Origin of the sequence: Salinicoccus sediminis, from assembly GCF_000986795.1 — a bacterium.
GTDB classification, from domain to species: domain Bacteria; phylum Bacillota; class Bacilli; order Staphylococcales; family Salinicoccaceae; genus Salinicoccus; species Salinicoccus sediminis.
Window position 1 is genome coordinate 264,992 of the sequence record NZ_LAYZ01000001.1, and the last position, 23,314, is coordinate 288,305.

At 47.7% G+C, this 23,314-nt stretch carries 26 protein-coding genes and 1 riboswitch; of the genes, 23 read left to right on the plus strand and 3 right to left on the minus strand.

Features of this window, described 5'->3' with window-relative positions; all coding sequences use genetic code 11:
• Nucleotides 1-146 precede the first annotated feature (146 nt).
• From WN59_RS01355 to WN59_RS01400, 10 genes are all read left to right on the plus strand, one after another.
• Nucleotides 147-2,336, plus strand: coding sequence for a peptidoglycan D,D-transpeptidase FtsI family protein (locus WN59_RS01355; protein WP_046511410.1), 2,190 nt, complete (start codon nucleotides 147-149; stop codon nucleotides 2,334-2,336).
• Between the two features lie 135 nt (nucleotides 2,337-2,471).
• Nucleotides 2,472-3,413 (plus strand): phosphate ABC transporter substrate-binding protein PstS family protein, encoded by a 942-nt coding sequence (locus WN59_RS01360; protein WP_046511413.1) that lies wholly within the window; start codon nucleotides 2,472-2,474, stop codon nucleotides 3,411-3,413.
• A gap of 65 nt (nucleotides 3,414-3,478) precedes the next feature.
• Complete coding sequence (gene pstC / locus WN59_RS01365; protein ID WP_408005377.1) at nucleotides 3,479-4,405, plus strand: phosphate ABC transporter permease subunit PstC; 927 nt, start codon at nucleotides 3,479-3,481, stop codon at nucleotides 4,403-4,405.
• 1 nt (nucleotide 4,406) lies between these two features.
• Entirely contained in the window at nucleotides 4,407-5,285 is an 879-nt protein-coding gene (gene pstA / locus WN59_RS01370; protein ID WP_046511417.1) for a phosphate ABC transporter permease PstA, read from the plus strand.
• A gap of 14 nt (nucleotides 5,286-5,299) precedes the next feature.
• Nucleotides 5,300-6,151, plus strand: a complete 852-nt coding sequence (gene pstB, locus WN59_RS01375; protein ID WP_231577045.1) for a phosphate ABC transporter ATP-binding protein PstB — start codon at nucleotides 5,300-5,302, stop codon at nucleotides 6,149-6,151.
• Nucleotides 6,152-6,802 (plus strand): phosphate signaling complex protein PhoU, encoded by a 651-nt coding sequence (phoU, locus tag WN59_RS01380; protein WP_046511420.1) that lies wholly within the window; start codon nucleotides 6,152-6,154, stop codon nucleotides 6,800-6,802.
• Nucleotides 6,803-6,946: 144 nt separating this feature from the next.
• The gene (locus WN59_RS01385; RefSeq protein WP_046511422.1) at nucleotides 6,947-7,522 is read left to right on the plus strand and encodes a 5-formyltetrahydrofolate cyclo-ligase; all 576 of its coding nucleotides are present in this window, start codon (nucleotides 6,947-6,949) and stop codon (nucleotides 7,520-7,522) included.
• Nucleotides 7,512-8,927 carry a rhomboid family intramembrane serine protease gene (locus tag WN59_RS01390; RefSeq protein WP_046511424.1) on the plus strand — a complete coding sequence of 472 codons (1,416 nt, stop codon included), beginning with the start codon at nucleotides 7,512-7,514 and terminating at the stop codon, nucleotides 8,925-8,927. Before WN59_RS01385 ends, WN59_RS01390 begins: the two co-directional genes overlap by 11 nt.
• Entirely contained in the window at nucleotides 8,920-9,105 is a 186-nt protein-coding gene (locus WN59_RS01395; RefSeq protein ID WP_046511426.1) for a YqgQ family protein, read from the plus strand. Before WN59_RS01390 ends, WN59_RS01395 begins: the two co-directional genes overlap by 8 nt.
• Before the next feature lie 3 nt (nucleotides 9,106-9,108).
• Complete coding sequence (locus tag WN59_RS01400; protein ID WP_046511430.1) at nucleotides 9,109-10,074, plus strand: ROK family glucokinase; 966 nt, start codon at nucleotides 9,109-9,111, stop codon at nucleotides 10,072-10,074.
• Between the two features lie 20 nt (nucleotides 10,075-10,094).
• Here the strand turns inward: WN59_RS01400 and WN59_RS01405 are convergent, their stop codons facing one another.
• Complete coding sequence (locus WN59_RS01405) at nucleotides 10,095-10,823, minus strand: SDR family NAD(P)-dependent oxidoreductase (protein WP_046511433.1); 729 nt, start codon at nucleotides 10,821-10,823, stop codon at nucleotides 10,095-10,097.
• A gap of 156 nt (nucleotides 10,824-10,979) precedes the next feature.
• Between WN59_RS01405 and WN59_RS01410 the strand changes: the two genes are divergently transcribed.
• Nucleotides 10,980-12,185 carry an argininosuccinate synthase gene (locus WN59_RS01410; protein WP_046511436.1) on the plus strand — a complete coding sequence of 402 codons (1,206 nt, stop codon included), beginning with the start codon at nucleotides 10,980-10,982 and terminating at the stop codon, nucleotides 12,183-12,185.
• On the plus strand, nucleotides 12,178-13,554 hold the full coding sequence (gene argH / locus WN59_RS01415) for an argininosuccinate lyase (RefSeq protein ID WP_046511439.1): 1,377 nt from the start codon (nucleotides 12,178-12,180) through the stop codon (nucleotides 13,552-13,554). Before WN59_RS01410 ends, argH begins: the two co-directional genes overlap by 8 nt.
• Before the next feature lie 60 nt (nucleotides 13,555-13,614).
• Here argH and WN59_RS01420 read toward each other — a convergent pair whose 3' ends face one another.
• Nucleotides 13,615-13,854: a DUF2759 domain-containing protein gene (locus WN59_RS01420; RefSeq protein WP_046511443.1), complete on the minus strand. Its 240-nt coding sequence runs from the start codon at nucleotides 13,852-13,854 to the stop codon at nucleotides 13,615-13,617.
• A 92-nt stretch (nucleotides 13,855-13,946) separates the two neighbouring features.
• Between WN59_RS01420 and WN59_RS01425 the strand changes: the two genes are divergently transcribed.
• Entirely contained in the window at nucleotides 13,947-14,573 is a 627-nt protein-coding gene (locus tag WN59_RS01425; RefSeq protein ID WP_046511446.1) for an MBL fold metallo-hydrolase, read from the plus strand.
• A 49-nt stretch (nucleotides 14,574-14,622) separates the two neighbouring features.
• On the opposite strand, the gene WN59_RS01430 is transcribed toward WN59_RS01425, so the two are convergent.
• Entirely contained in the window at nucleotides 14,623-14,862 is a 240-nt protein-coding gene (locus tag WN59_RS01430) for a DUF2626 family protein (protein WP_017548861.1), read from the minus strand.
• 210 nt (nucleotides 14,863-15,072) lie between these two features.
• Here WN59_RS01430 and comGA point away from each other — a divergent pair, with 210 nt between their 5' ends.
• The 10 genes from comGA (at nucleotide 15,073) to gcvPB (ending at nucleotide 23,313) form a co-directional block, all read left to right on the plus strand.
• Nucleotides 15,073-16,074, plus strand: coding sequence for a competence type IV pilus ATPase ComGA (gene comGA, locus WN59_RS01435; RefSeq protein WP_231577047.1), 1,002 nt, complete (start codon nucleotides 15,073-15,075; stop codon nucleotides 16,072-16,074).
• Nucleotides 16,007-17,092, plus strand: coding sequence for a competence type IV pilus assembly protein ComGB (gene comGB / locus WN59_RS01440; RefSeq protein ID WP_046511452.1), 1,086 nt, complete (start codon nucleotides 16,007-16,009; stop codon nucleotides 17,090-17,092). Before comGA ends, comGB begins: the two co-directional genes overlap by 68 nt.
• A 24-nt stretch (nucleotides 17,093-17,116) precedes the next feature.
• A complete protein-coding gene (comGC, locus tag WN59_RS01445; RefSeq protein WP_408005383.1) occupies nucleotides 17,117-17,434 on the plus strand; it encodes a competence type IV pilus major pilin ComGC in 318 nt (105 codons plus the stop codon).
• On the plus strand, nucleotides 17,409-17,843 hold the full coding sequence (locus tag WN59_RS01450) for a prepilin-type N-terminal cleavage/methylation domain-containing protein (RefSeq protein ID WP_082099080.1): 435 nt from the start codon (nucleotides 17,409-17,411) through the stop codon (nucleotides 17,841-17,843). The genes comGC and WN59_RS01450 overlap by 26 nt, the downstream gene beginning before the upstream one ends.
• Nucleotides 17,833-18,096, plus strand: a complete 264-nt coding sequence (locus tag WN59_RS01455; protein ID WP_046511459.1) for a hypothetical protein — start codon at nucleotides 17,833-17,835, stop codon at nucleotides 18,094-18,096. The genes WN59_RS01450 and WN59_RS01455 overlap by 11 nt, the downstream gene beginning before the upstream one ends.
• Nucleotides 18,068-18,496, plus strand: coding sequence for a ComGF family competence protein (locus tag WN59_RS01460; protein ID WP_231577049.1), 429 nt, complete (start codon nucleotides 18,068-18,070; stop codon nucleotides 18,494-18,496). The genes WN59_RS01455 and WN59_RS01460 overlap by 29 nt, the downstream gene beginning before the upstream one ends.
• Nucleotides 18,497-18,650: 154 nt before the next feature.
• Nucleotides 18,651-19,142 (plus strand): shikimate kinase, encoded by a 492-nt coding sequence (locus WN59_RS01470; RefSeq protein WP_046511468.1) that lies wholly within the window; start codon nucleotides 18,651-18,653, stop codon nucleotides 19,140-19,142.
• An 89-nt stretch (nucleotides 19,143-19,231) separates the two neighbouring features.
• A riboswitch (glycine riboswitch) is annotated at nucleotides 19,232-19,320 on the plus strand.
• Nucleotides 19,321-19,388: 68 nt separating this feature from the next.
• Nucleotides 19,389-20,474, plus strand: a complete 1,086-nt coding sequence (gene gcvT / locus WN59_RS01475) for a glycine cleavage system aminomethyltransferase GcvT (protein ID WP_046512738.1) — start codon at nucleotides 19,389-19,391, stop codon at nucleotides 20,472-20,474.
• Between the two features lie 21 nt (nucleotides 20,475-20,495).
• The gene (gcvPA, locus tag WN59_RS01480) at nucleotides 20,496-21,839 is read left to right on the plus strand and encodes an aminomethyl-transferring glycine dehydrogenase subunit GcvPA (protein ID WP_046511471.1); all 1,344 of its coding nucleotides are present in this window, start codon (nucleotides 20,496-20,498) and stop codon (nucleotides 21,837-21,839) included.
• Nucleotides 21,832-23,313 carry an aminomethyl-transferring glycine dehydrogenase subunit GcvPB gene (gene gcvPB, locus WN59_RS01485; protein WP_046511473.1) on the plus strand — a complete coding sequence of 494 codons (1,482 nt, stop codon included), beginning with the start codon at nucleotides 21,832-21,834 and terminating at the stop codon, nucleotides 23,311-23,313. The genes gcvPA and gcvPB overlap by 8 nt, the downstream gene beginning before the upstream one ends.
• Nucleotide 23,314 lies beyond the last annotated feature (1 nt).

Consider the following 23,314-nt stretch of genomic DNA (forward strand, 5'->3'; position numbering starts at 1 on the left):
TTCATTTGTTTCCAATCATGTTACGGATGGTGTTAAGATATGACTGTTATAAATACAGAAAAACAGATTTTGATTGTAATATTTCCGCCCGGGATTTATGATAGAATAGCTTTACAGATTGAGATGTGAAAAAGGATTGAGTTGTATTGAAAAGAGCTAAGATAAAAAGCCTTGAAGCCATAAACAGACAAATATTGAAGTCCAGGATCAATATCATCCTGATCATAGTTTTCCTGCTCTGTCTCACACTCATCTTCAGGCTTGGCTATCTCCAGATTGTCGAAGGGGACACCTACCAGGAAGAAGTGGAGAATGCGCAATACGTCGAAATCAACCAGAGTGTGCCCCGTGGTGAAATATATGACCGCAACGGCAATCTGCTGGTTGGAAACGAATCCCAGCGCGCCATTTATTTTACAAGGCACAGGAATATGAAATCGAATGAAATCATGGATCTTGCTGTCGAACTGAGCGGCTACATAAATATGGATACTGAAACGATTACGCTGAGGGACAAGCAGGATTACATCATCAGCCAGTACCCGGATGAGCTTGAGTCCATAATGAGCGAGCAGGTGACGCTTCTCGAAGACGGGAATATCACCCAGGACGAGTTCACACAGGAAGTCTACAACCAGCTGGATGAAGAACAGGCCGATGAGATCCTGACGGAAGGTGACCTGAACACACTGGCCATCTATGTAAGGATGGTCAACGCCAGGGAACTTAATCCGGTCATCGTCAAAAGCGGTGATGTCACAGAGGAAGAATTTGCAAAAGTGAATGAATCCCTTGATGAACTTGACGGCATTACTACAGGGATGGACTGGCAGAGACACTATCCTTACGATGACACTCTGAAAACAATCTTCGGGGAAGTTTCATCATCAGAAGAAGGGCTGCCCAAGGAACTGCTCAACTATTACATGGCGAGGGGATACTCGAGGAATGACCGGGTGGGCAAAACCTATCTGGAATTCCAGTATGAAAATGTTCTCCGCGGTGAGAAGGAACAGGTTAAATATTCTACGGATAAATCCGGTGAGATCATCAACCAGGAAGTCATAAAGCCCGGCAAGGCCGGTGACGACCTTTATCTCACCATTGATATAGAGCTTCAGCAGGAGCTTGAGGAACTTGCAGAACACCACCTGACTTCATTGCGGGAACTGGCGGAGGATGCAGCAGACCGCAATGCACAAAACGGCGATGTCGACTACACGATCATCCCGGATCATATGGACACTGTCGTCCTGGTCGTCCAGGACCCGAACAATGGTGAAGTGCTTGCGATGGTCGGCAAAAAGCTGAATGACGAAGGTGAAATCGTCAATTTCAACTATGGTGCCCTGACATCCACCTATGTAGTCGGTTCATCGATCAAGGGCGCGACAGTTACCACCGGCTATCAGAATGACGTCCTTGAAGCCGGGGAATTCATGGTTGATGAACCTCTGACATTTGCAGATGGCACGAGCAAGAGCTCATTCTTCAACAGAGACAGCGGGGTCAGGATTGACGATCAGGAAGCGCTGATGGTTTCCTCTAACGTCTACATGTTCAAGATCGCACTCCGCATGGCGGGGCTGAACTATTACGACGGCATGCCGCTGCCAAACGATATAGAGGAGGCGGGGCACAAGCTGAGGAACGGACTGAACCAGTTCGGTCTTGGTGTCTCCACCGGAATCGACCTGCCGAATGAAGCGACGGGACTGAGCCCTGAACTGAAACACAACCCGGGGAACTACATTGACCTGGCAATCGGCCAGTATGATACCTATTCAGCGCTGCAGCTCTCACAATATGTATCAACCATTGCCAATGACGGCCAAAGAGTGCAGCTTCATCTCGGCAAAGAAGTGCGGGGCAGCGATTCAAATGCCTCCGGGCCGGTACTCCAGTCATTCAATGGTAAAGTACTGAATAACGTCGCTTACACAGAAGAACAGCTTGGACAGATCCAGTCCGGATTCTACGATGCTTTCAACACCCATGACGAGGCGACAGACAGATACGGTACCGGCTGGGATGCCTATCACAACCTGGAGCCGAAGGCTGCCGGTAAGACAGGTACAGCCGAAGCGTTCAATGAAGGCGATCCGGTGCTCAACCAGACTTATGTAGGCTACGCACCTTACGATGATCCTGAAATGGCATTCTCTGTCATTTTCCCGAACATGCCAAACACCATCCCATTCTTCCCGGCACAGTATTTAGGCCGTGATGTCATCAACAAATATTATGAAGTTGTCCATGGCGAGGAAGAAGAAGGACCGTATCAATATGAACTGAGTGAGTTCTATCCGAAACTTGTATACGGAAGCTATGATTAAATCATCAAACCACCCGGCCCGGGTGGTTTTTTTGTATTTACACAATCTTTACAAAGCATTCATTTCAGATTTACATTCAGGGTTTAAAGTATACATGTAAGCAAATCACATATATTCTACTGGAGGAATTGAAGAATGAAAAAAAGTATGTTTCTTTCAGCACTGCTGATGGGCGTAATGTTCATACTTGCAGCGTGCGGCGGTAATGCTTCTGATCCGACTGGCGGAGAAGGAGAATCCGGCGAAGCATCAGGTGCAACAGATGGATCAATCATCGGTGATGGCTCTTCCACAGTATTTCCAATAATGGAGATCATCAATGAAGAGTTTAACGCTGAACATGGTATGGCTGCTGAAATTGGAGTTTCCGGAACGGGTGCAGGCTTCGAAAGATTCACTGCAGGCGAAACGGACTTCCAAAATGCTTCACGTGACATTAAAGAAGAAGAGGTTTCAGCTTTGGAGGAAGCTGGGATTGAATATACAGAGTTCCTTGTCGGCACTGACGGGCTGACAGTCGCAGTCAGCCAGGAGAACGATTTCGTGGACAGTCTGACTTTCGATGAGCTCTACACTATCTACAGCGGAGAAGCTGAATCATGGAGCGATGTGCGTGAAGACTTCCCGGACGAACCGATCACCGCATATGGACCTGACCAGTCTCACGGCACACATGATTTCTTCAAAGAAGAAGTCATGAACGACGAGGATGTACAGGCAGAACTGATCCAGGATACCAACCAGGTTGTTTCCTCCGTCAGCTCTGATTCGAACTCAATCGGATTCTTCGGCTACAGCTTCTACCTGAACAACCAGGATACCCTTAAAGCAGTACCTGTTGAGGGACCTGACAGCCAAGAAGCAATCGAGCCTACAGATGAGACAGTACAAAGTTATGAATATCCGCTGTCCCGTCCACTCTATGTCTATGCCAAGAATGAATCCCTTGAAAACAACGAAGACTTCAGAACATTCATGGAATTCACTCTTGAAAATGCTGCAATGGCAGCCCAGGAAACCGGTTATGTCGCCCTTCCTGAAGAGGACTACCAGGAACAGATTGATCAATTGCCATAACTCATGACAATGACAAATGGACGGGGCTCCCGTCCATTTTAAAGTATTTTTAAGCGAGGTTTATTATGAGTGAATATAATATACGGGAAATGATCCAGAACAATAAAAACAACAAGAGCACAAAATTCATAGAAAAAGCTGTACCAGCCATACTTTTCATCATTACGTCCGTTTCAATTCTTACTACCATTGGAATCTTATATACTTTACTATCTGAAACGTTCACTTTCTTTACAAGAGTATCCTTCATAGAATTCATCACTGCCACTGAATGGAATGCATTCAGTGCCGACCCTACGTTCGGGATCATTGCACTGGTGATGGGCACTTTGAAAATCGTGGTCATTGCCACTGTCGTTGCCGTCCCGGTCGGACTGGGGGCTGCAATCTACCTCAGTGAGTACGCGGGCGACCGCGTAAGAAGAACAGTCAAACCAATCCTTGAAATACTTGCAGGGATTCCGACTGTCGTTTACGGGACTTTCGCCATCACTTTCGTCACTCCTCTCATCAGGGAAATGTTTCCGGGGGTCAGCCTGTACAATGCGATTTCGCCGGGGATTGTAGTCGGAATAATGATTGTACCGATGATTGCAAGTCTCAGTGAGGATGCGATGAGTTCGGTGCCAGGAGAAACAAGGGAGGGGTCGCTTGGCCTTGGCGCTACCCGCCTCGAGACGGTATTCAAGGTCATCCTGCCCGCTGCCGCATCAGGGATCATCGCCTCATTTGTACTCGGTATTTCACGTGCTGTCGGTGAAACAATGATCGTCTCCATCGCAGCAGGCAGCACCCCGGGCGCTGATTTCGACATTACCACATCACTTCAGACGATGACCGGTTTCATCGTCCAGGTCACATCAGGTGACGCGGCGTTCGGCACCGACCTTTACTACAGCCTCTATGCAGTAGGTATGACACTGTTCCTTTTCACACTGGTAATGAATCTTGCAGCACAGTGGATCACCAAAAGATTCAAGGAGGAATATTAAAATGCAGCTTGTAGACAAAGACCAGGTCGCCAAATCACTCTCAGGCAGACTGCTCTTCAACAAATCCATGAAGTTCCTTTTCCTCCTGTGCACGATGGTGGGCCTTGTCGTCCTGGTTACACTGATAGTCGATACGGTGCTCGACGGCTGGGACCATCTTACGTGGGACTTCCTGACAAGTTTCAGTTCCAGCCGGCCTGAAAGTGCAGGCATCTATGGTGCAATCATAGGGTCAATATGGCTGATGGCTGTGACGGCACCGGTTGCCATCATACTTTCGGTCGGCACAGCGCTTTACCTTGAAGAATATGCACCAAAGAATAAAGTTACCAATTTCATCACTGTCAACATCTCAAACCTTGCCGGTGTACCGTCCGTTGTCTTCGGACTCTTAGGCCTTACGATTTTCGTCAGGCAGCTGTCACTCGGAAACTCTGTGATGGCCGCCGGCCTGACACTGGCGCTCATGATCATGCCGGTAATCGTCGTCGCAGCACAGGAGGCGATCAGGGCGGTACCAGGGTCCGTGCGTGAGGCTTCCATCGGCATGGGGGCGACCAAATGGCAGACTGTTTCCAGGATCATACTGCCGGCAGCCATCCCGGGCATAATCACAGGTGTCATTCTCGCACTGTCCAGGGCGATCGGGGAAACGGCACCGCTTGTGGTCATAGGTGTGCCGGTGTCGCTGCTTGTCACACCGAACAGTGTATTCGACACATTCCAGGCACTGCCGATGCAGATTTACAACTGGGTCAAAATGCCACAGGAAGAGTTCCAGTATTTGACTGCAGCAGGAATTATCATTCTCCTGCTCATCCTGTTCCTTATGAACTCGGTAGCAATCTTTATCCGCAACAAATATTCCAAAAGGTTTTAATGGAGGGTTTAATCATGGCAGAACTTAAAATGAAAGAGGAATCAGTTATGAATGAAGCGGTAAGCACCCAAACTGAGCAGCAGAATCAGAAATCAGGCATTGTACAGTCTTCCAGGCCTGTTTTCGAAGCAAAAGATTTCAACCTCTGGTACGGGGACAACCATGCACTCCAGAATATAAACCTTACGTTCAGTGAAAATGAAATTTCCGCAATCATCGGGCCGTCCGGCTGTGGTAAATCGACTTTCATCAAGTCACTGAACAGAATGGTGGAACTGGTTCCCGTTGTGCGCACGGAAGGTGACATCGTCTACCGCGACCAGAACATTTTCGATAAATCCCTCACAGTTGAGGAACTGAGGACTAAAGTCGGCATGGTCTTCCAGAAGCCGAACCCCTTCCCCAAGTCCATCTATGACAATGTTGCATACGGCGCAAGGGTCCACGGTATACGCAAGAAGAAAGTGCTTGATGAAATCGTTGAAAAGAGTCTCAGGGGTGCGGCGATCTGGGACGAAGTGAAAGACCGTCTCAATGCGAATGCCTACGGCCTCTCAGGCGGGCAGCAGCAGCGTATCTGTATCGCAAGAGCGCTCGCCATCGAACCTGATGTCATTCTGATGGACGAACCGACAAGTGCACTTGATCCGATATCAACGACCAAGATTGAGGACCTCATGCAGGAGCTCAAAGAAAAATACAGCATCATCGTCGTCACACACAACATGCAGCAGGCTGCCCGTATCTCAGACAAGACGGCATTCTTCTATCAGGGATATGTCGTCGAACATGACGACACGAAAGTCATCTTCGAAAATCCGAAAGACAAACGTACTGAAGACTATGTATCGGGCAGGTTCGGATAAATGGTCTACCGCGGAAAATTCCAGGCTGATATGGATGCGCTCCACCAGGATGTAGTGACCCTTGGCAAAGAGTGCTACAGAAGGCTGCGCGGGAGTACAGAAGTGCTGACCGATATGGATACTGAACGGGCAAGAGCACTTGTAAAAGGGGATTCGGCCATCAATTCAATGGAATATGATATCAACACCCAGGTCATCAACCTGATAACGACCCAGCAGCCGGTAGCGACAGATCTGAGACTCATCATATCCAGCATCAAGATTGCCGACGATCTGGAGCGCATCAGCGATAACATCAGCAACCTCGGTGAAGTCAGGAAACGGGTCAGACTGCACAGCGAAAAACTGCTGCTCAGACTGTCGACGATGGAACGGCTCGCACTGCTTATGCTTGAAGATGTTAAAGCGGCATATGAATCAGGGGACACGGATCTGTGCATCGAGATCATTGAACGCGATAAAGATATCGATTCACTGTTCGTGCAGATAACGACAACAGACATCATCGAGGAATCGGACGTGTTCGTCACAGGGCAGAGCCAGCTTGCGGCCAAGTACCTTGAGCGCATCGGCGACCATATCAAAAATATCGCTGAACATGTGTACTTCATCCTGACAGGTGACAAATACGAAAAAATTGCACAGCAGTGACTTCGGAGCCCCGGCCATATCGCCGGGGTTCTTTATTTTAATGTGTTTATATGCATAACCTTTTCCTTCGTGCATGTACATATTATAATATGTATAATTGATGTTATATGACCATTAATGACGATTACGGAAAGAGGTAATACTTTGGATAAGAAATCTTTGCGCAAAAATATGATATCGGTTTTGTCTTCCATGGATGAAGTGTCCAAGAATGAAAAAGAGGATATTCTGAAGGAAAGACTCATAGGTTTCATAAAAGAGCATGATATCCGTTCCATCGGCATTGTGCTGGCCATGTCCCATGAACTTGATACGGACGGCATCATTTCATGGATGGTGGAATCCGGGCGTGAAGTCTACACGCCTGTATGTGATTACAGGGAGAAAGAAATGAACTTCTCAAGGTTCGTCTCCTTTGATGATGTTGTAACCGATGAGAAAAATCTCCGCGTCCCTTCGGACACAAGCGGTGTAAACAACCAGGTGGACCTCATCGTAGTACCGGGGCTCATCTACTCAGAGGCTGGCTACAGGGTCGGATACGGCGGCGGTTTCTATGACCGTTTCCTGAAAGATTACAGCGGACTGAAAGTCTCGCTGCTGTTCGAGGAACAGATCGGCGAAGTGGTCCGGGAACCGCATGACATCCCTGTGGACATACTCATCACTCCTGAGCGTACAATCGATGCAAAAAGCAGGAGGCCTGCGAATGAGAAGTAAATGGCACACTGCCTATGAACTGGTGCGCTATACCGGTTATTCGTTCTTCAATTACGACAGGGGGAACGGCTCAATATGGCTCAAAAATCCAAAAGACCGCGCCATCATGTGCCTCAATGATTTTCTTCTGACGGAAGAAGAGATGAATCACACCACAGACGGCCTTTTTGAAAGGGCAGACATGATCTCAAGGAGTGCCGGCTTCGATGTCGGCACAATCTACTGCATCCACATGGCTGAAGGCGGTGTCCGCAAAAAGAGCAGATCGGACGGCCTCAAGGTTGTACACAGGGGCATTTCAGATATGGGGCAGGTCATCCGGAACCCTTTCTTCAGACTCGATATGAAGTACAAGAAGGCAAAAGATGACGGGTATTACCAGAGGCGTCTGATGGGGCAGCACCCATTTGAGAAGTATATGATCAAGTTTACGCCGATGACCTATCTTCTGATCAGCATCAATCTGATCATCTTCCTGTTCAACTTCGCAGCAGTCAGATTTTTTGATTCCTATCTGCTGACGAACGGTCTAGCACTGAGCCACTTCAACGTCGTTTCAGGGGAGTTCCACAGGTTGCTGACAAGCTCTTTCCTGCATGTCACAATAGACCATTTCCTCTTCAATATATTCGCGCTGTATATACTGGGGAAATTCACAGAGAGCCTGTACGGCAAATTCCATCTGCTCATTGCGTACTGTTTGAGCGGGATCCTTTCAAGCCTGTTCTCGCTCATGTTCGTCATCGAGGGTATCTCCCTTGGAGCGAGCGGTGCGGTATACGGACTTCTCGGAATCATCATCGTCCATCTGCTTTCGCACGGCCGCATCAATTTGAAACTGATCGTCCAGATTGCACTGATATTCATTTTGATATCCGTATTGGCCCAGCTGTTTGCCAATATCAACCACTTTGCGCATATCGGCGGCCTTCTATCAGGCGCATTACTCGGTGTCATATTCAACCCGAAGCGCTTTGATCCCAAATGGTTCTTCGCTTCATTTGCGATGCTGATCATACTGGCGGCAGTGTCATATTTCGTCATGACATCGAGGGATTCAAGCCAGCCCTTCGATGATATGGCGATGGAGCATATTGAAAACGGAGAATATGAAGAGGCGCTCAATATTGCCAATGAGGCGCTCCGGTCAGGGAACGGCACCGCCACAACATACCATGCACTGGGTGTTCTGTCTGAACATGCCGGTGACAGGGAGCGGGCGGAAAAATATCATGACAGAAGCTATGAACTCGATCCTTCCAATGAATATGCTGCCGAATACCGGCTGATCCAGCTGAGAAAACAGCGTAATTATGAGGGTATGCAGGATGTTTTCAGCCATCTTGACACCGGAGATATAAAAGATGAAGGGTTGAAACTCCTGGCGGAGGAATATAATGAGTAATAAAAATCTCAGTGATATCAATATTCTCCTGCGCAGATACGGCATCTACGTTTATGACAAGGACGAAAAGAACAAGCTCGCAATGATGGAAATGGAGATAAAGGAGCTTTACAGGCACGGTCTTCTCACCAGAGAGGAATTTACAGAAGCATTGCTTATTTTGAGGAAAAGGGGTTAGTACATGAATGTTATTCTAGCAGCAGACATCGGGGGAACATCATGCAAATTGGGAATTTTTGATGAAGAACTCAATCTGATTGAAAAATGGGAGATCCCGACAGATATATCGGAAGAGGGCAGTCACATACTCGCGGATGTCCATGACTCCTTCCGGTCAAAAGAAGAAAGCTTGAATTTCAAAGTGGAGGAAAGTCTGGGCGCAGGACTCGGCATGCCGGGCCCGGTGGATTTTGAGAAAGGGATACTCAACGGCTGCATAAACCTGAATATGAAAGGGAAGCGCTCAATCGCCACAACCTTCCGTGAACTGAGCGGTGCAGCAACGATCGTTGATAATGATGCCAATGTGGCGGCGCTCGGGGAACAGTCCAGGGGCGCCGGTCACGGGCACTCCGAAGTGGTCATGATCACTCTCGGGACCGGCGTGGGGGGCGGCGTCATTTCCGGCGGCCGCCTGATACACGGCACCGGCGGTTCAGGCGGGGAAATCGGTCATATTACAGTCGATTTCGACGGGCGCTTCCAGTGCAACTGCGGCAAGAAAGGATGCCTTGAAACCGTTGCATCTGCTACGGGCATGGTGAACCTTGCCGGATACCATTCAGATGACTATGAAAATTCAGTCCTGTCAGCAGCCGTCAAGGAAGGTACCCTGACTTCAAAAGCAATCGTGGATGCGGCCATGACAGGAGATCCGCTTGCGGAATTCGTGGTTGAGGAGGCTGCCCGCTACCTTGCTGCCGCCATGAGCAACATATCTGTAATCACCAACCCGGGCTATTTCATATTCGGCGGCGGTGTAAGCAGGGCGGGGAGATATCTGACCGATAAAATCAAAAAGTATTATGATACGCTGATATTCCCTCCGGCGGCGGATGATATGGAAATCGCCATGGCTGAACTCGGAAACGATGCAGGCATGTACGGTGCCGCCACACTCGTAAAACAGTATCTTATAAAAAAATAGAACCCTCGGGTTCTATTTTTTTACATATAGTCAGCGATGTCATAGTTTGCAACTTCCGCAAAATCATCGGATGCAATGATTTCTTTCAGGATGGATGCAACGAAATCCGGATCCAGCAGACGATCTTCGGATTTATAATTCTTGAACTTATCGATATTCGGAAATTCTTTTGGATCAGACTCCCTGATCGTCTTCTGCATCCCGGTATCTATTACGCCCGGTCTGAACGTGGATGACAGTACGGGGGGATTGAAATCCGCAGTCTCGGCACGTGTTACGCCGCTCAGCATATTCACAGCCGCTTTCGATGTGCAGTATGCCGCCCACCCCTCCATGGGGCTCAGAGCCGCGCCGCTTGAAACTGTCAGTATTTTCTTTTGTGCATCCAGTGGTTTGAATGCTCTGATGAACCCTTTGATGAACAAAGCCGGTGCCAGTACATTCACTTTGTAATTATCCAGGTACCCTTTGGCATCCATATTCTCCACTGATTTTACAGGTCCTACAGCACCAGCATTATTGATGAGGAAAATTTCATCCCCTGCATCCGGATCAATTGAACCAAAAATATCCATGATTTCTTCTTCGAGTGTACCCTCATCAAGGAAATCGACATGAAATTCCCTGTATAACCCGATATCCGTCTGCACTTTCCGCCGCGTGATGCTGATGATACGGTCGTCCCTGAATGCTCCGAGCAGGGAAGCCCCAAGCCCTCCAGTCGTGCCGGTAATGAAAACATATCTCATTATAAAACGCTCCTCTCTGTAATTAAATCAAGTATAGATAACCCGCATTTATTTGTAAAATATAAAAAATACATAAAAATGAATAAATATGCTTGATTAAGTATGTTTATAATGATAATATTTAAATCATTAAATCGAACACAGAGGTGAATGAATATGAAGGAAAAAGTGGTTTTAGCGTATTCAGGAGGGCTTGATACAAGTGTGACCATCCAATGGTTCATCGATAAAGGTTATGAAGTTGTAGCAGTATGCCTGGACGTCGGGGAAGGGAAGGACCTTGATCTCGTCCATCAGAAAGCGCTGGATATGGGAGCAGCCGAATGTCATGTCGTAGACGCGACCGAAGAATTTGCAGATGAGTTCGTGGCATATGCAATATACGGCAATTCAATGTATGAACAGAAATATCCGCTTGTCTCTGCGTTGAGCAGGCCTCTCATCTCCAAAAAGCTGGTGGAAATTGCACATCATACCAACGCGGATTATGTGGCACACGGATGCACGGGCAAAGGGAACGACCAGGTCCGTTTCGAAGTTGCAATCCAGGGCCTCGATCCTTCATTGAAAGTACTGGCACCGGTACGTGAATGGACATGGAGCAGAGAAGAGGAGATCGACTATGCCAAAGAGAAGAATATTCCGATTCCGATCGATCTGGATTCCCCTTATTCCATAGACCAGAACCTGTGGGGCAGAAGCAACGAATGCGGTGTGCTGGAAGACCCGTGGAACACCCCGCCGGAAGATGCCTATGATCTGACTGAAAATATACAGGATGCGCCGGATGAAGCCGAGGAGCTGCTGCTCACTTTTGAAAACGGACTTCCAAAATCAATCAACGGGGTGAAATACAATCTCGATGACCTCATCATTAAGTTGAATGATATTGCAGGCGGACACGGTATCGGCAGGATCGATCATGTTGAAAACAGGCTTGTGGGTATAAAATCACGTGAAATATATGAAACACCGGGCGCCAAAGTGATCCTGACTGCCAAGCATGACCTTGAAACGATCACTCTCACTAAAGATATCGCACACTTCAAGCCGGTCATCGAACAGAAATTTGCAGAACAGGTGTACAACGGTCTCTGGTTCTCTCCGCTTTCCGACTCTCTGAGAGGCATGATGAAGGATATGCAGGAGCCTGTTACAGGAGAAGTGAGGGTCTCCCTCTACAAAGGCAACATCACTGTTACAGGCAGGCGTTCTGATAACAGCCTCTATAATGAAAAACTTGCAACGTATACAAAAGAGGATGCATTCAACCAGGATGCTTCAGTCGGTTTCATTGAAATTTTCGGCCTGCCGACCAAAGTGAAATCCATGCTGGACAACGGAGTAAGACTCTATGACTGAAAAGGCATGGGGCGGCAGATTTCAGGGTGAAGCCATTGAATGGGTGGACGAGTTCAACGCGTCCATCCATTTTGATAATACCCTGATTGAAATGGATGTAGCAGGGAGCATATCACACGCGGCAATGCTGGCTAAACAGGGGATCATCACTGACGACGAGCGGAGGGAGATCACGGATGGACTGACGGCAGTCCTTGAGGATTACAAAAATGGTATTACCGAGTTTTCAGTCGCCCGTGAGGACATCCATATGAATGTCGAACATGCTCTGATTGAAAAGATCGGTGATGCCGGCGGCAAGCTCCATACCGCCAGGAGCAGGAATGATCAGGTGGCCACTGATATGCATCTGTATGTCAAAGGACGGGTAAACGAAATCATTGAAAGCATAGAGCGTATGCAGAAGACGGTCCTTGGTCTGGCAAAGGACAACATCCATGTCATCATGCCCGGATATACCCACCTGCAGCGTGCGCAGCCTGTTTTATTCTCACACCATATCATGGTCTACTTCTGGATGCTGAAAAGGGACAAGGAGAGGTTCAGCGATTCGCTGAAACGCATAGATGTTTCACCGCTTGGCGCGGGTGCGATCAGCGGAACCACTTTTGACATTGACAGGGAGGAGACCAGACAGCTTCTGGGATTCTCCGAGTTGTACCAGAACAGCATGGATGCTGTAAGCGACCGTGATTATATAATTGAGACACTGTCGAACATCAGTCTTGTTATGGTACATCTTTCGAGGCTCTCTGAAGAGATCATTTTCTGGATGAGCGAAGAGGCAGGCTTCATCCAGCTGTCCGATCAGTTCACAACGGGAAGCTCGATGATGCCCCAGAAGAAAAATCCGGATATGGCTGAACTGATCCGCGGCAAGAGCGCACGCACTGCCGGATCGCTTATGAGCATGCTGATGCTGTTGAAAGGGCTGCCCCTCACATACAACAAGGACATGCAGGAAGACAAGGAAGGGCTTTTTGACGCTGTCACAACGGTGACCGGTTCACTGAAGATCATGAATGGAATGCTTGGAAGTATGACAATCAATGAGGAGACACTCGAGAAGACGGTTGAGGAGGACTTTTCAAATGCGACCGAGCTGGCCGACTATCTTGTGCAGAAGGGTGTGCCTTTCAGAAATGCACACGAAGTGGTCGGAAAAGCTGTACTGAAATGCATAAATCAACAGAAATATCTCAGGGATATGTCTCTTGAGGAATTCAGGGCGGAGCATGATGCGATAGAGCCGGATATCTACGAAGTGCTGGCACCGAAGGTCGTCGTTGACAGAAGGAACAGCACCGGCGGCACAGGGACGAAGGCCGTGGAAGAACAGATCAGAATTGCAGAAGATACTTTAAAATGAATGTGAAAAGCAGACCTCGACGAGGTCTGCTTTTTTGATTTTCATATAACGATTGCCTTCCTAGTACCCCAGGTCAGGGTAACCGTATGTAAAGATTGTAGCGACTGCAAAGAATCCAAAAGTTGCTACAGTGGCAACACTGAACAGCACTGCCAGCAGATTTTTGCTTTTAATCGAAGCAACAAGTGCCCAAATACCAACAATGAAGACCATTAATGCTAATAATGAAAAGGCATTGATTCCAATATGAATGGTAAGGCCACCGATTTCAAACAACTCTCCTGTATCGATGAATGGCATTTTTGTTCAACCTCCCAATATTTCTCTTTTACCTCATATATATTGTATAATTAAAACATGGCTTTGTCGAGTAGATTTTAAGGAGTGAAAATATGGATATAAGAACTTTGCCTCTGGGCATACTTGAAACTAACTGTTATATTCTGAACAATGGCACCGGAGTGCTGATTATCGATCCTTCCGGTGAGGCTGACGTGATTAAACACGAGGTCGATGGCATCGGACTGCCTGTGGAGGCGATACTTCTCACACATGCCCACTATGATCACATCGGAGCGTTGGAAGAGACTGCCAGGACATACGCCGTCGACACATGGATCGGCGCCGAGGAGACGGACTGGCTGTCGGACCCGGGCAAAAATGGTTCCGGAAAGTATGCAGACATGGGCATTGAACCGGTCTCTGCAGATATTGAAGTGAAGATTCTGGAAGAGGGGCCGATGGAGGCCGGTAGCTTCAAATTCGATGTATTCCATACCCCGGGACATTCTCCGGGCAGTATGAGCTTCCGGTTTACGGATTTTGTCGTCTCCGGGGACGTGCTCTTCTCAGGAGGCATAGGCAGGACGGACCTGTACATGAGCAGCCATGTCGACCTCGTCAATTCCATCAGGGAGAAACTGTATGTGATGGATGCGGATACTGATGTGTATCCGGGCCACGGTCCCGCCACGACAGTCGGGGAAGAGAAGGCGGCCAACCCGTTTGTCAGAGGGTAAGTGTACATAAAAAAGCAGGCAGATTCAAAATCTGCCTGCTTTTTTATGTTTAGCCGAAGCTTGGTTCCAACAGGAATGTTGTGTAGTATGTAAATCCTACAAAGAAAAGGACCAGGTATGCAGCAAATACATACATATACATTCTTTCAGTTAATTTCATATACCCCAACAGAATGAAGAAGCCAGTTTGGGCGATGAAGAATAGTGTCATCATCATCATATCCCCGACATAGAACAGGATTGCGAACATTGCAGTCCAGAATCCAAGTGTCTTAAATACCTTATCCATAGGAACAGTCCTTTCATCGTTACTAAAACATATCATAATCAATTATAAATAAACTACAGATCAAAGTAAATACTAAAAAAGACAATAGTTTTGTAATCTATTTCCATTAATCATAATTATACCTCAAAAACATATACGGAAATACAAAATCTGCTTTTTTAATTCTGAAAAGATCAAAACGGCCGTTTTTAAGCATATATAGGGTAGGAGGTGTTTTTATTGAAGACGATATTAAGTGAAATTTTCAAAGGCGCAATGCGTCAAAATGCAACCGACATTCATTTGACACTCGAGAGCAATACAGGTCTCGTCAGAGTGAGAAGAAGAGGGGAGATGGCCGCCTTGTGTGAGGTGACCATGGAAGAGTACAGGAAACTGATCAACTATTTGAAGTTCACAGCTGAACTGGACATCAACGAACACAAGGTACCGCAGAGCGGAAGGACGGTTTTTGACGATGGGGAGCTTTCAGTCGGCGTGCGGGTCAGCACACTGCCGATATCCCTGATGAACGAAATCATCGTCATCAGGATCCTCAATCCGATGGAGGAAAGAAAGTCCGAGGGGCTGTTCCATACAAGAGAGGAATATGAATTTCTGAAGGAGTACATGACACGTATGCAGGGGCTCATCCTATTCACCGGCCCCACGGGCTCCGGCAAGACGACTCTGATGTATCGTCTGCTCGCGGATATCATTTCAGAAAACAGGCGTCAGGTCATCAGTATCGAAGATCCCGTTGAATACGAAATGGACGGTATCGTGCAGGTGGAAATCAATGAAAAGGCAAACATGGATTACAGCCCGCTGTTAAAGGGGGTCCTGAGATGTGACCCGGATGTGATCATGTTCGGTGAAATACGCGATGCCAAAATTGCGTCCGAGCTGCTCAGGGCAAGCCTGTCCGGTCATCTTGTGCTCAGCACGTTCCACAGTAAATCTGCAGTGAGCACTTTGAGCAGACTGAAGGATTACGGCCTCTACACCGAGGAAATGATCCAGAGCATATCACTTATCATCAATCAGAGGCTCATACACACGGACCGCGGTAGCTACATCATCTACGAGTACATGGAGAGCGGCCATATAAAAGATTATCTGTCAGGGAAAAAAACCGATATTTTCACGCTGTCGGCTCAGCTTGATGCACTCGGGAAAGGAGGAAGCATCTCTGAAAAAGAACTTAAAACATTTAAGGGCAGGTTCAAATAGGCTGGGGAAATACGATTCACATTTCCTGTATAAACTGGCCGATCTGCTGGAAAATGGATTCACGATGCATCAGGCACTCATATTTCTCCTTGAACAGTATGATGTACTGAAAGACAAGGATAAAGCGGCATGTCTCGCCCTGGTGGAGGAGGGAGCGACCCTCAGCCGCGTCTTAAAAAGGCTCGGATTCAGAAATACAATCATCATCCAGATTTCATTTGCCGAAATTCACGGGGAAATGCTCATGAATCTGCGGGAGTCCGCCTTTTATCTGGACCATATGCGCAACACCTCGAAAAAACTGCTGAAGGCAGTACAGTACCCGCTGGTACTGGTCTCCATATTCATTATCATGCTCATCGTTCTCAACTATACCGTCATTCCCCAGTTCAATTCGCTCTATAGTGCGATGGGGACAAGTTCGGACGGGGTGGTGACCGTGCTCACCTCTTTTCTGCAGCTGCTCCCCCGGCTGGTGCTCACCGCCGTCTCTGCTGCTGCCGTTTTTGCCATTGCTGTAATGTTTATTGCGGCGATGAAGGATGTGGACAGAAAATCGAGAATACTGCTGTTCATACCAGGAGTCAGATTCTATTTCAGAAACTATCAGACATACAGATTTTCAAGAGAGTTCGGTTATTTCATCAACAATGGCCTTGAGGTCAAGGAAATACTCGATCTGTTCATCCACCAGACGCTGAACGAATATTTGAGATATTCCTCCGGACTGATCGAGGGGAAGCTGATGGAGGGGCACACGCTGTCTGAGGCCATCGGCCGGATCGATATGCTGGATGAAAAACTCGCAGTATTTGTAAGCCATGGTGAACAGAACAGCAGTGTCGGCAAAGAACTCATCCTGTTCAGTGAATACACGCTTGAGAGGATCATAATGAAGATTGAAAATATAACCAGGAAGATACAGCCTGTCATATTCCTTATACTCGGGCTGCTCATCATCTGCCTCTATCTGGTAATAGTACTTCCTATTTTCCAGATGATGGCGACAATCAACTAGGAGGATACAAATATGATAAAAAAACTGATGAATAAAAAAATGAAGAGGAAAGATGAAGGTTTCACATTGATTGAGATGCTGCTCGTACTGCTGGTGATCTCTGTTCTGATCATCCTCATCATCCCAAATATCGCTGCCCAGAGCGCCAATGTACAGGATACCGGATGTGATGCCCAGGTCAAGATGGTTCAGAGCCAGATACAGGCATATACACTGAACGAAGGCAGTGCCCCGTCCTCTGTGAGCGCGCTTGTGCCGGATTATTTGACGAACGACCAGGTAACCTGTGCAAACGGCACCGGAATTGTGATTGTAAATGGCCAGGCAGCGAAATCCGAATAGCGGGTTCACGATGATGGAAGTGATGCTGACACTCGCAGTGGTCAGCATCCTCCTCATGCTCACGGTACAGTCCGCCCCAAAAAACAATGGTCATACGGTGGACCGGGAAGTGGATAATATAGCATTCTTTTTCCAGGTGGCACAGACCAACGCACTGAACACCAAACAGGCCCACGTGGTGGAATTCGACCGGACAAAACACCGTATCATGATCAAGAGCGGCTATGGGGAGGCGCTTGAAACATACACACTCAGCACCTGCAGAATACTGCAGGGGGGACTTTCCGGATTTTTGTATAAATCGAACGGGGATACGAACGCATTCGGTACCGTACGGTTCGACTGCATGGGTGAACCGGTGAGCTTCGTCTTCCAGATACAGAAAGGGAGGTTCAGGATTGAAAGATGAAGGTTTCATGATGCTGGATGCAGTACTTGCCATGCTGATATTTTCAATAATCATCGGCGTCCTGGTACCCGCACTCATGATGATCAGGACAACAGTGACACTTGCGGAAGAAAAACTTGATTTCAGCAGGTCGCTCTATATAGAACTTCTGAACCATGATGCGCCTAATAATTTTACGCATGAAGATTATATACAAAAAGGGGATTCGATATGTGCGAAGGAGAATGAAACACTCTGTCTGCGCGTCAGGTAGCGGCGGCTTCACATATATGGAAGCACTCGCCGCCCTTTCTGTCGCGGCAGTGATAATGGCGGCCATGCCCGCAGCCATCTCCTATTTTGCCTCCATGAGTGACTACGGGCATGATTTTGAAGCAGATTTTTTCGTCCTGGATATCACTGATGTTTATAAGGAGAGCGAAAAAATCACGGTATCCAGCGCCGGAACATCGGTCAGCTTTGATGATGGCAAAAAAGTCATCAGCTACCGCCGCGCAGGCGACCGTATCATCAGGAGTGTGGATGGAAGCGGTTTTGTCACCGTGATGTTCGGTGTGAAAAAATTCGATATAAGAGATGAAGGAACCCATGCCCGGTTGGATATCGAAAGTGAAAATGGTGAATTCAATGAAACGTTTGCATTCAAAAAATGACGGGTTTTTCAGCTTTTCTATATACATTATTCTCATTTATCTGATAAGTTTATACTATCAATATTATAATGAGATGATGATTACACTGGATATCCGCATGAATTTCATAGAGATCTATCAGCAGAAAATCAGCGGACTGGTTAAAGAGGAGTGAATGGCGATGATTCTGATAGGCTTCATGGGCAGCGGAAAAAGTACAGTTGCCAAAGCCCTGGGCGAGAGGCTGGGGCTGGACGTTCTGGAGCTGGATGATGAGATAAATGAATTGAGCGGCAAGACAATCCCCGAAATATTCGCTGAAGAGGGGGAGGCGGGGTTCCGCAAGTATGAATACAGTGTGCTCTTGGCTGCATGCGAGAACGATGGCATCATTTCCACCGGCGGGGGCATCGTCACATATGATGATTCATATGAAATCATCAGAAATACGGACAGGAAAGTGATTTTCCTGAACGCAGCATTCGACTCCCTGTATGAAAGGATTTCAGATGACAATACAAGGCCGCTTGCAAGCAGGCCACGGGAACAGGTGAAAGTACTGTATGACAGCAGGATAGAGAGATACAGGGCAGCAGCCGACCAGGAAGTGGATACCGCTTGCGGGCTCGAGGATACGGTCGAAGCCATTTTAAGCCCGACCCGATGACAGGGCTTACAATATTATGAGAATCGGCTTGCTATTTCACGGGTGCTATGGGTATAATTAGGTCGAAATATTAATTGAATATTTTGCGATTGAACAATGCTCGAGAGAACGAGTGATCGTCGCCGAAGGAGCAAGCCGCACAGGCGAATCTCTCAGGCAAAAGTACAGCATTGGGACGCAATCCTGAAGACAAATCAACAGGGCAGTTTACAAGGCTGTCCTGTTTTTTATTTTAAAGGAGGAAGAATCATGTCTGAATTAAAGAAGACACCGTTGTATGACTATTATGAGGAATCAGGGGCCAAAGTGATTGATTTCTCAGGCTGGGCACTGCCTGTCCAATTCTCAAGCATCAAGGAAGAGCACCGGGCAGTACGGGAAGCGATCGGCATGTTCGAAGTCAGCCATATGGGTGAAATCAGGGTGACGGGCAGGGAATCCGTCGGATTTCTGAACTATGCTCTGACAAATGACGTTACAAAGCTCACAGAAGAACGCGCCCAATATACTATGCTCTGCAACGAGCGCGGCGGAGTAATCGATGACCTTGTGATTTACAAATTGGATGAAGATGATTACCTTCTTGTCGTCAATGCCGGAAACACCCATATTGATTTTGAGACACTTAAAGCGATCGGTGGCTTCGATGCAACTGTTGAGAATGTGTCTGAGAAATACGGCCAGCTGGCAGTACAGGGGCCGGGGGCCCGTGATCTTGTACAGAAGCATGTGAGAGAGGACATCAGCGAAATGAAGATGTTCCGCTTTAAAAAGGACATAGACATCGATGGTTCCAAAGTGATCCTTTCCCAGACAGGATATACCGGCGAGGACGGTTTTGAAATTTACTGCGCTGCAGAGGATACATTGAAACTGTGGAAGCTTTTCCTCAACGGCGGAGCAGAACCGTGCGGACTCGGTTCGCGCGATACTTTGAGACTGGAAGCCGGCCTGCCGCTCCACGGCCAGGATCTGACGGAAGATATCACGCCGGTCGAAGCGAATATGGGATTTGCGGTCAAGCCGGATAAAGGTGAATTTGTCGGCAGGGATGTGCTCAAGGAACAGAAGGAAAACGGTGCTCCGAGAAAGCTCGGCGGCTTCGAAATCCTTGAAAGAGGGATTGCACGCACAGATTATGAAGTGAAAGACTCAGGCGGCAACAGAGTGGGATATGTCACAAGTGGCACGCAGTCCCCGCTCACAAAGAAATCCATAGGGCTCGCACTTGTGGATAAAGAGTTTTATGAACTTGATAAAGAATTCAATATCATTGTAAGAAACAAAGAAGTAAAGGCGAAGTTTGTCAAAACGCCATTCCATAAAAACTAATTGTGAGAAGGAGTGTATGAATTGAGTCATCGTTATTTACCGTTAACAGAGAAAGACAAGCAGGAGATGCTGGATACGATCGGCATTTCAGATGTCTCTGAACTTTTCAGCGACATCCCCGAGAAAGTAAGGTTCAAGGGCGAACTGAATATCAAACCAAAGAAGAGCGAGACTTCACTGCTTCGTGAACTTGGAAATATCTCAAAGAAGAACATCACGACGGAAACACATGTTTCATTCCTCGGTGCTGGTGCATATGACCACTATATCCCGACAGTCGTGGATCATGTGATTTCACGTTCTGAGTTCTATACGGCATATACGCCGTACCAGCCTGAAATATCCCAGGGTGAACTGCAGGCGATTTTCGAATTCCAGACATTGATTTCAGAACTTACTGCCATGGATGTGGCAAACTCATCAATGTATGACGGACCGACTGCCTTTGCAGAAGCTGCGACCATGGCAGCCGGCAAAACACGCAAAAAGAAAGTGGTCGTATCAAAGGGCGTCCATTATCAGGCAATTGAAGTGTTGAGGACATACTGCAAAGCCCAGGGCATCGAAGTCGTCGAGGTTGAGCTTGACGGTTCCTATACAGACCTTGCCAGGCTTGATGAAGCTGCCGATGAAGATACTGCAGCAGTAATGGTCCAGTATCCGAACTTCCTCGGTTCTGTGGAAGATCTCGAAGAGATTGAAAAGATTGCACATAAACACAAAGGACTGTTCGTTGTAAACAGCAACCCGCTTGCACTCAGCATTCTTACGCCTCCGGGTGAATTCGGCGCGGATATCGTCACGGGTGATACGCAGGTATTCGGTATCCCTACACAATTCGGCGGACCGCACTGCGGTTATTTCGCTGCAACCAGCAAACTGATGCGTAAAATGCCCGGCCGTCTTGTCGGCCAGACACAGGATGATGAAGGCAACCGCGGCTTCGTGCTGACTCTGCAGGCACGTGAACAGCACATCAGACGTGACAAGGCGACAAGCAACATCTGTTCCAACCAGGCACTGAACGCCCTTGCCTCATCTGTGGCAATGAGTGCACTCGGTAAAAAAGGCGCTGTTGAAATGGCGGAGAACAACATTCAGAATACTTACTACATGAAAAACCAGTTGAAATCCAAAGGGTTCGAAATACTCGATGGACAGTCATTCAACGAATTTGCTGTCAAGCTGTCCAAAAATGTTGACGACATCAATGATACCCTCTATGATGACGGCTTCATCGGTGGTTTCAACCTTGGAAGAGTAGATGAAAAATTCGAGAACCACATGCTCATCGCAGTGACAGAGCTGCGTACCAAAGATGAAATTGATTCATTTGTTGAAAGGTTGGGTGAATATAATGCTTAAGGGATCCAGTCCTTTGATTTTCGAAAGAAGCACAGAAGACCGATTTGCGTACTCACTTCCGGACCTGGAAGTGGAAAAACATGAACTGTCAGATATAATAGATACGAAATTCATCCGCAGGACCAAAGCCGAGCTGCCTGAAATCAGTGAGCTCGACCTGATGAGGCACTACACTGAGCTTTCCAATAAAAACCATGGTGTGGACTCAGGCTTCTATCCACTTGGTTCGTGTACGATGAAGTACAACCCTAAAATCAATGAAAAAGTTGCAAGGATGCCCGGTTTCGCAAACAGCCATCCCGAGCAGAACGACAAGGCGATCCAGGGTTCACTGGAAATCGTCCATGATATGCAGGAACATCTGAAAGAGATTACAGGCATGGATGAAATCACATTGCAGCCGGCAGCCGGTGCACAGGGCGAGTGGACTGCACTGATGATGATCAAAGCGTTCCATGAGGCGAACGGCGACCATAACCGTACGAAAGTAATCGTTCCCGACTCCGCCCACGGTACAAACCCGGCAAGTGCAGTAGTGGCGGGATTTGAAGCTGTTACAGTCAAATCCAACGAGAGGGGTCTCGTTGACATCGACCATCTGAAAACACTGGTCGGCGATGATACAGCGGCAATCATGCTGACAAACCCGAATACACTCGGACTTTTCGAAGAGGATATTCTTGAAATCCGTGACATCGTCCATGAAGCAGGCGGCAAGCTGTACTATGACGGCGCAAACCTCAATGCCATCATGGCCAAGGTAAGACCCGGGGACATGGGCTTCGATGCGGTGCACCTCAATCTCCATAAGACGTTCACAGGACCACACGGCGGCGGCGGACCCGGTTCCGGTCCCATCGGTGTAAAAGCGGAGCTTGCGAAATTCCTGCCGAAACCGCTGGTTGTCAAAGAAGGTGACAGTTATCGTGTGGAACACAATGTGCCTGACAGCATCGGACGTGTCAAACCATTCTACGGGAACTTCGGCATATTCCTCCGCGCATACACTTATATCCGTACGATGGGACCGGACGGTCTCAAGGAAGTATCGGAAAACGCAGTGCTTAATGCCAACTATATGATGAGAAGGCTCGAAGGCACCTTCGAACTGCCTTACAAACAGCATTGTAAACATGAATTCGTAATCAGCGGTTCAAGACAGAAGAAAATGGGCGTACGTACACTCGATATGGCCAAACGCCTGCTTGACTTCGGCTACCATCCGCCGACTATCTACTTCCCGCTGAATGTCGAGGAATGCATGATGGTGGAACCGACGGAAACAGAGTCCAAGGAGACACTCGATGGTTTCGTCGATACACTGATCCACATTTCAAAAGAGGCGGAAGAGGATCCGGATATCGTCCTCGAGGCACCGCATACTACAGTCATCGGCCGATTGGATGAAACACAGGCTGCACGGAAACCTGTGCTCAGGTTCCAGCGTGAAGATATCATAGAGGAAAAAGAGTAAT

Coding starts and splice junctions, on each gene's coding strand:
- argH (WP_046511439.1), top strand. CDS start 12,178: ATGACTGAAAAGGCATGGGGCGGCAGATTTCAGGGTGAAGCCATTGAA.
- WN59_RS01450 (WP_082099080.1), top strand. CDS start 17,409: ATGGCCAGGCAGCGAAATCCGAATAGCGGGTTCACGATGATGGAAGTG.
- WN59_RS01410 (WP_046511436.1), top strand. CDS start 10,980: ATGAAGGAAAAAGTGGTTTTAGCGTATTCAGGAGGGCTTGATACAAGT.
- WN59_RS01400 (WP_046511430.1), top strand. CDS start 9,109: ATGAATGTTATTCTAGCAGCAGACATCGGGGGAACATCATGCAAATTG.
- WN59_RS01430 (WP_017548861.1), bottom strand. CDS start 14,862: ATGGATAAGGTATTTAAGACACTTGGATTCTGGACTGCAATGTTCGCA.
- pstA (WP_046511417.1), top strand. CDS start 4,407: ATGCAGCTTGTAGACAAAGACCAGGTCGCCAAATCACTCTCAGGCAGA.
- comGB (WP_046511452.1), top strand. CDS start 16,007: ATGCACTCGGGAAAGGAGGAAGCATCTCTGAAAAAGAACTTAAAACAT.
- WN59_RS01395 (WP_046511426.1), top strand. CDS start 8,920: ATGAGTAATAAAAATCTCAGTGATATCAATATTCTCCTGCGCAGATAC.
- WN59_RS01460 (WP_231577049.1), top strand. CDS start 18,068: ATGAAACACTCTGTCTGCGCGTCAGGTAGCGGCGGCTTCACATATATG.
- WN59_RS01420 (WP_046511443.1), bottom strand. CDS start 13,854: ATGCCATTCATCGATACAGGAGAGTTGTTTGAAATCGGTGGCCTTACC.
- phoU (WP_046511420.1), top strand. CDS start 6,152: ATGGTCTACCGCGGAAAATTCCAGGCTGATATGGATGCGCTCCACCAG.
- WN59_RS01425 (WP_046511446.1), top strand. CDS start 13,947: ATGGATATAAGAACTTTGCCTCTGGGCATACTTGAAACTAACTGTTAT.
- WN59_RS01405 (WP_046511433.1), bottom strand. CDS start 10,823: ATGAGATATGTTTTCATTACCGGCACGACTGGAGGGCTTGGGGCTTCC.
- pstC (WP_408005377.1), top strand. CDS start 3,479: ATGAGTGAATATAATATACGGGAAATGATCCAGAACAATAAAAACAAC.
- WN59_RS01360 (WP_046511413.1), top strand. CDS start 2,472: ATGAAAAAAAGTATGTTTCTTTCAGCACTGCTGATGGGCGTAATGTTC.
- WN59_RS01390 (WP_046511424.1), top strand. CDS start 7,512: ATGAGAAGTAAATGGCACACTGCCTATGAACTGGTGCGCTATACCGGT.
- pstB (WP_231577045.1), top strand. CDS start 5,300: ATGGCAGAACTTAAAATGAAAGAGGAATCAGTTATGAATGAAGCGGTA.
- gcvPB (WP_046511473.1), top strand. CDS start 21,832: ATGCTTAAGGGATCCAGTCCTTTGATTTTCGAAAGAAGCACAGAAGAC.
- WN59_RS01470 (WP_046511468.1), top strand. CDS start 18,651: ATGGCGATGATTCTGATAGGCTTCATGGGCAGCGGAAAAAGTACAGTT.